We start from the raw sequence: 6,852 nt of genomic DNA on the forward strand, positions 1-6,852 counted from the left end.
GATTTTTCTCTAAACCCTTTTTTTATACCTATTATAAATATTTAATCTTATTATGATAAAATCTTTAAAACTAAAAAAAGGACTTTATCTTGAAAAAAGCTATTCTTTCATCAATACTATTATTAAGCTCAACATCTATCTTTGCAGATACAACAATGTGTTTTAAAGAAAATCATAAATCAATGAGTACTATTGAAAATACTCCACTAGATGGTGGTGTTTGTGCTGGACAAAACACTATCAATGATATGAAAGCAAAAGGCTGGATAGTTGAAGATATAAAAATATCACAAACTCCAAATGGAATGAGTTTTATATATATTCTTAAAACACCTACACAGCAAGTAAGTAACACAGTAAGTTCGACAGAAAATCAAGCGGATATGGAAGCTAGAATTTTAAAAAAATTAGAAAATAAAAAAGAAGAAGAGAAAAAAGCCCAAGAAATAAAAGAAATAAAAGACGCTGCAATAGCAGGGGAAAATACTTATGTAAATAAATGCCAATCTTGTCATGGAACAAATGGAGAGAAAAAAGCATATAATACATCAAGACCATTAAAAGATATGACAATGGAAGAAATGACTTTATCAATTAGAGACTACAAACTAGGAGAAAGAAATACACAAAATGCCATTATAATGACTCCTTATGCTAATTTCTTAGATGTTAATGAAATAAAAGGTATTTATTCATATTTAAATAAAATAAATAATAATTAACAAATAGTTAACAATTATAAGTAATTTATAAGTAATATTCAGATAACTTTATGGTATTAATAAAAAAGGACTAGAAGAATGAAAATCACAAAATTAAGTTTAGCCGCAATTATTGCAATTGGTTCTATTACATGTGCAAATGCACAGAGTTTAGAAAATGCAATTAAGAATGTTGAAGTATCTGGAACAGTAGTATATAGATACAATAATTATGAAGAAAATAACAGTGCTCAAAAAGATGACTCATATACTGCAAATAATTATAAAGCTGCAATTAATGTAAGCTCAAAAGTAAATGATGATATTAAATTTAACTCAAGATTTATTGCAGGTAATCAAGATAATGCAGGTGAAAATGTATATAATACTCAAAGTGAGAGTGATGAAAACTTTGATGTATTCTTATCAGAAGTTAATTTTGCTTATTCTGGTATTGAAAATACTATGATTACTATTGGTAAACAAGGTATTACAACTCCTTTTACTCTTTCTAGAGATTCATTAGGTAATGAAGCAACTGGTACAGGTGTTGTAGCTAGTACTCATATGGGTGATTTAGTATCTTTAACTGCTGGTTATTTCAATCAAACTAATCTTGATACAGGTGATCTTTTATCAAGTGTAGTGTCTGGTTCTAATGACTTTTACTATGTAAATGGTGTTTTAGCATTTTCAGGAATTACTATAGATGCAACATATGCAGATTCTGAAGATCAATTTGATGCATATTCAATTGGTGTTGCTACAAATATTGACTTAGGATCTGTTTCATTAAGTCCTTATGCTAGATATTCAGAATTAAACGAAGATGTATCTGATATTGAAAATACTTTATGGAAAGTAGGTATGGGTGCACAAGCTGGAATCTTTGGAGCTTACCTTGCTTATGGTGAAACAGGTGAAGATGGTGGTAATGTAGCTATTGATGCTAGTTCAGACGCTGGTATGGATGATCACTGGAGAGTAACATTAACAGGGATAAGTGATGCTTCTGTTATTTATGCATCTGTTAATGCTCAAGTAACTGAAAAATTAAATCTTGCAGTAAAATATAGTGAAATTGATGCTGGTACAGCTTCAAATGATATAGACCAAAATGAAATTTATGCACAAGCTGCATATAAAATGAGTAAAAACTTATCTACTTATGTTAGATTAGGTCAATTAGAAAAAGATGGTTACTATGCAGATGGTAGTGATTTAGATTCTATTATTGGTAGAGCTCATATCCAATACTCTTTCTAGTCAAAGAAATTAATCAAAAAACAAAAAAGCTTAGAGTTTTACTCTAGGCTTTTTTTATATCTAATAAAAACTTATCTAAACAGCTTTTATACAAATTTAAAGTATAATTCATTTTTTAAAGGATTGTACTTATATGGATGCTTACGAATACTCAGAATTATTAAAATTATTAAATACTAAACTAGAAAATATTAGAAGTATATTAAAACCTGATGCTTTAAATGCTAGAGTTGAAGAAATTATAAAACTAGAATCAGAACAAGACTTTTGGAATGATGTTGAAAATGCTACTAAAATTGGTATTGAAAAAAATAGATTATTATCAAAACTAAGTAAGTTTAATAAAGCAAATGAAGCTTTAAGTGGAACAAACGAACTTTATGAATTAGCACAAGAAGAAAACGATGATGATACTTTTGAAATGCTTCATGAAGAGGCTAAAGAACTTGATGATTTAATAAGATCTACTGAAATTCAAGTAATGCTTTCAAATCCTGATGATATTTCAAATGCAATTGTTACAATTCATCCAGGAGCTGGTGGAACTGAATCACAAGACTGGGCTGCAATGCTTTATAGAATGTATTTAAGATGGGCTGAACGCCAAAACTTTAAGATTGATACACTAGATTATCAACCTGGAGATGAAGCTGGTATCAAAGATGTATCGTTTATCATTAAAGGTGAAAATGCTTATGGTTATTTAAAAGCTGAAAATGGTATCCATAGACTTGTACGAATTTCACCTTTTGATTCAAATGCAAAAAGACATACTTCATTTGCTTCAGTTATGGTAAGTCCTGAAATTGATGATAATATTGATATTGTAGTTGAAGATAAAGATATTAGAATTGATACATACAGATCAAGTGGAGCTGGTGGACAACATGTTAATAAAACTGAATCAGCTATTAGGATTACGCATATTGAAACAAATATAGTAGTTCAATGTCAAAATGATAGATCTCAACACAAAAATAAAGCTAGTGCTTTGAAAATGTTAAAATCACGTCTTTATGAATATGAACTAGCAAAACAACAAGCAGTAAAAGATGGAGTTGAGAAATCAGATAATGGTTGGGGACATCAAATTAGATCTTATGTAATGCAACCATATCAACAAGTAAAAGATACTCGTTCAAACATTGGATACTCAAATGTAGATGCAATTTTAGATGGTGATATTACAAAAATTATAGAAGATGTATTAATAGCAACTGCTAAATAGATAAGACTTATGTTTTATCTATTACAAATAGTTGTATATGGACAATAAACACAAGTGCTTTTTTCTTCACACTTAGAAAAATTAATATCATTTTTTGATAACTCTTTCAAATCATCAAACTTCTTAGTTAATAATTCTAGTTTATTATCAAGTGCTATTTCTTCTATTAATTTAGTATTTGCTAAATCATAATAATAAGCATTTATTTTATCAGTTTTATACATTTCACTCATAGCTAAATAATAGAATTCTAATTGAAAATCTTTTGATTTTTCATAGTTCTTAAAAGTATCAACTTTTAGAGAACTTGATGTTTTATAATCAATTACTTCATATCTATCTTCATATAAATCAACTCTATCAATAACACCTTTTATTTTAATATCATCAAAAGTTATATTAAAATTCTTTTCAAGTTCTATTACTTTTCTATTTTCTAATCTTTTTTTATCGTATAAATAAAAATCATATAGTTTCTTTTTCCATATTTCTAAATCAAGTGCTAAAAATGGATTTGTACTTCTAAATTCTGTGAAAAGATTTTCTATTGTTTTATATGAACTATCATAGTCATAATCTTTATAATATTTTTCAAGAATAGTATGAACAATACTTCCTAATTCAAAAGCTTTAGGTTTTAATGATAGTGTATGTTCATTTATTTTTAAAATATATTGTAAATAAAACTTTCTTTTGCACTCTAGAAATATTTTAAAAGAAGTTGCTGACCATTCAAATTTAGTTAAATCAACTTTTTGGATTATTTCTTCTTCAAAATGTGTGATATTATGATTAAAATATAAAATATGTTTATATAAATTATCACTTCTTTCAGAAGTTATTTTGTTAGGAAATAACTCATTTGCAAATCTTGAAATTTGATTTGTATCAGAGTTAACATAAGAGATAAAAACATTTGAAGAAGAATCAATTAATCTTTTGTAATAATATTTTTGTAAAGATTCTCTATCATAAGAAGTAGGAAGATTTGCCATACTTTTTATTTTAGTTGATAGAAATTTATCTTTTATTGATCTTTTTGGAATAAAGTTTTCATTAAAATCACAAATTATAATAGTATCAAAAGAAACAGCCCTAGTTTCTAATAAACCTAAAACAGTAATTTTCCCAGAATTTACATCATCTAGTGTGATTTTTGATATTTTTTGCAAGAAAATTTTATATAAATCTTTTACTAAAATATTATTTTCATTTGAAAATAAAAGAATATTTAACTTGTAAAGTATTTCATCATATTTTTCTAATATTTCTTTGTTATTTTCATTTTCTCTTATGTAGTTTGTAATTAATTCAAAGTTTTCTTTTGTTGAAACTTTATTCCATAATGTTTTAATAGTATTATCAATTATGTTTTTATCAATTTTTAAATATTTAAGATTACTAGTATGTTTTATTTCATCTTCATTTAGATAAGAGTTAATAGCATAAGCCATTTGATAAAGTTTGTAGTTCTTTATATTTCTTCCCATAGCATAGTTAAAATACTTCTCATTATCAAATAACTGCAACCAAGAAGCAAAACTCTCATCAGGTAATACTAATGCAATACTTGAAGGATTAACGCCATTTTCAATAGCTTTTGTAATACTTGATTTTATATATGCTATTTGATTTATTCTTGAATTGAAACCTTTAATTTCAAGTGAATTTATTTTACTTTTGATTTCATCTTTTGAAATAATTTTTTTATTGCTTAAAGATATATTGTATTTGTAGTTTAACTCTATTTTTTCATTTAGAAAATCAAATACTTCTAATGATTTTTGATTATATTCATTTGAATAAAACTTCACATCTAAGTTTACAAAAGTACTCACTGCTTTTATAATATCAAACTCTACTTTTGTAAAATATCCTTCAAATACTAATTCAATAGAATCAAATCTTTTTAAAAAATCTTTATTTATTTTATAATGCATTGACATATTAACTCTATCAACACAAGAATTTTTATCTAAAATACTTAAATAATTATTTCTTATTTCTTCTAAAATTGATAAGTGTTCTAAAAAATATTCATAAGTATCAGCATCTTTAATACTTTTTATTTCTATTTTTTCACTTGCTAATTCTAAAAAGAATCTATAAATATAATCATTTTGTTTTAAAAATTTTGTAAAATTATCTGAAATTCCAAGTTTATGGATATTTGTATTTTTAATAGAATCTTTTAAGAATAAAAATCTTTGCTCTTCATCAATATATTTTTTATTATCAAAGACAATTGATTTTTTAAAAAATTCATCAATTGTCAATATTGAAGGAAGTAAAGTATTTTCATTCTTTTGTAAAGATATGTAAGATCTAATAGATCTTGAAGTTGGGAAGACTAATAGCTTTTGTTTAAATTGCATTAGTCTTTATATAAATAGAACCTGTTATTCCATCAACTTTAAATGTTCCAGTTATATTCCAATTGTTTTCATCTGTAATTTTGAAACTTGTAACATATTCATTAGATACATTTTTAAAATCTTCATTTTTTAAAAGAATATCAAAATCATTTGAAGAACTCATAGTAATTTTTAATACAATATCAATTGCTTTTTTCTCTTTTGTAACTTTATCCATTACATATAATTTAATATCATTTTGTTTATTATATTTTAATAAATGCTTATGATCTGATATTTTTTCTAATACTCTTTGTGAATATTTAATATCTTCAGTTGTTAAACCAAAAGTCTTATCATTTATTTGAAGATTAAAAATATATTTACTTAAAAAATCTTCATTTGAATCAATAATATCATTATAATTTTCTTCAACATCTTGATAAGATCTTAAAAAACTTTTATCTTCATTTACAGGAAGTTTGATTGCACTATTAACAGTCCATACAATCATAGAAAAAGCAAAAAGAAAGATTCCGATAAAAAATAGTGGCCAGTAGTTTCTTTTCATTTATTTTCTTCTCTTTTCTCTAAGTATTATAAAAGTATATGCCACAAGTCCAATTACAACAAGAGTATACATAAAAACTCTCCAAATAGTACCTGCAATTTTACCTTGACTTCCAATACTACTTTCTAATTCTATGTTTTTACTATCAGCTATTGTATCTGCAATTGCAGCATAACCATTTAAAGATGCAGCACTAACTTTTGAATATAAAGTATTTTTATCTTTTGAAGCTAACAAGGGCACAACGTATCCATCTAAAATATCATCTTTGTCTATAATCTTTTTTAAAGAATCACTCATTAATAAATTTACATGTTGCTCAACAATTGACATTGTTAATAAAACATATGGTTTTTCTAATACTGGTAAAATTTGAGATTCATGATTTTTTAGATAGATAATTTTTTCTTTACCTTTAATTTTATCACCTAAACCATAAGTATTCTTTATATAAAGATAAATATTTACACCTAATTTAGTTTTAGATTCTAAACCCATAGTATTGATTTTTTCTTGAGCACGAGGGTCAATTAAACCATCATCACTTAAAATAAAACCATTTGCTAATATATTTTGTGATAAAAAAAATAGAAGTGATAAAATCACTCCTATTTTTATATTTTTAAAACTTTTCATTTAACCAACGAATATTTTTGCATCGTTAAAGAAACTAAAGTATAAAGTCACTATAGCTGAGACAACAAGTAAAATACCTATAATTTTGTCCATATC

General features: G+C 25.1%; 6 protein-coding genes. 3 read left to right on the forward strand and 3 right to left on the reverse strand.

From position 1 onward, the window contains the following. Positions 1–89: 89 nt before the first annotated feature. From D9T19_RS07260 to prfB, 3 genes are all read left to right on the forward strand, one after another. The gene (locus D9T19_RS07260; RefSeq protein WP_121627566.1) at positions 90–722 is read left to right on the forward strand and encodes a c-type cytochrome; all 633 of its coding nucleotides are present in this window, start codon (positions 90–92) and stop codon (positions 720–722) included. A gap of 78 nt (positions 723–800) precedes the next feature. Then, complete coding sequence (locus D9T19_RS07265) at positions 801–1,967, forward strand: porin (protein ID WP_121627567.1); 1,167 nt, start codon at positions 801–803, stop codon at positions 1,965–1,967. Positions 1,968–2,100: 133 nt separating this feature from the next. Then, entirely contained in the window at positions 2,101–3,195 is a 1,095-nt protein-coding gene (prfB, locus tag D9T19_RS07270; RefSeq protein ID WP_121627568.1) for a peptide chain release factor 2, read from the forward strand. 14 nt (positions 3,196–3,209) lie between these two features. Here prfB and D9T19_RS07275 read toward each other — a convergent pair whose 3' ends face one another. From D9T19_RS07275 to D9T19_RS07285, 3 genes are read right to left on the reverse strand one after another with little or no spacing between them, the layout of a single operon-like run. Further along, a complete protein-coding gene (locus tag D9T19_RS07275; RefSeq protein ID WP_121627569.1) occupies positions 3,210–5,570 on the reverse strand; it encodes a PD-(D/E)XK nuclease family protein in 2,361 nt (786 codons plus the stop codon). Then, positions 5,560–6,120, reverse strand: a complete 561-nt coding sequence (locus tag D9T19_RS07280) for a hypothetical protein (protein WP_121627570.1) — start codon at positions 6,118–6,120, stop codon at positions 5,560–5,562. Before D9T19_RS07280 ends, D9T19_RS07275 begins: the two co-directional genes overlap by 11 nt. After that, positions 6,121–6,756: a hypothetical protein gene (locus D9T19_RS07285; protein ID WP_121627571.1), complete on the reverse strand. Its 636-nt coding sequence runs from the start codon at positions 6,754–6,756 to the stop codon at positions 6,121–6,123. Positions 6,757–6,852 lie beyond the last annotated feature (96 nt).

The organism is Poseidonibacter antarcticus (assembly GCF_003667345.1).
Taxonomy (GTDB): Bacteria; Campylobacterota; Campylobacteria; order Campylobacterales; family Arcobacteraceae; genus Poseidonibacter; species Poseidonibacter antarcticus.

Bases quoted from the DNA above. Each gene is read 5' to 3' on its own strand.
- D9T19_RS07265 (WP_121627567.1), top strand. From the start codon at position 801: ATGAAAATCACAAAATTAAGTTTAGCCGCAATTATTGCAATTGGTTCT.
- prfB (WP_121627568.1), top strand. From the start codon at position 2,101: ATGGATGCTTACGAATACTCAGAATTATTAAAATTATTAAATACTAAA.
- D9T19_RS07275 (WP_121627569.1), bottom strand. From the start codon at position 5,570: ATGCAATTTAAACAAAAGCTATTAGTCTTCCCAACTTCAAGATCTATT.
- D9T19_RS07280 (WP_121627570.1), bottom strand. From the start codon at position 6,120: ATGAAAAGAAACTACTGGCCACTATTTTTTATCGGAATCTTTCTTTTT.
- D9T19_RS07285 (WP_121627571.1), bottom strand. From the start codon at position 6,756: ATGAAAAGTTTTAAAAATATAAAAATAGGAGTGATTTTATCACTTCTA.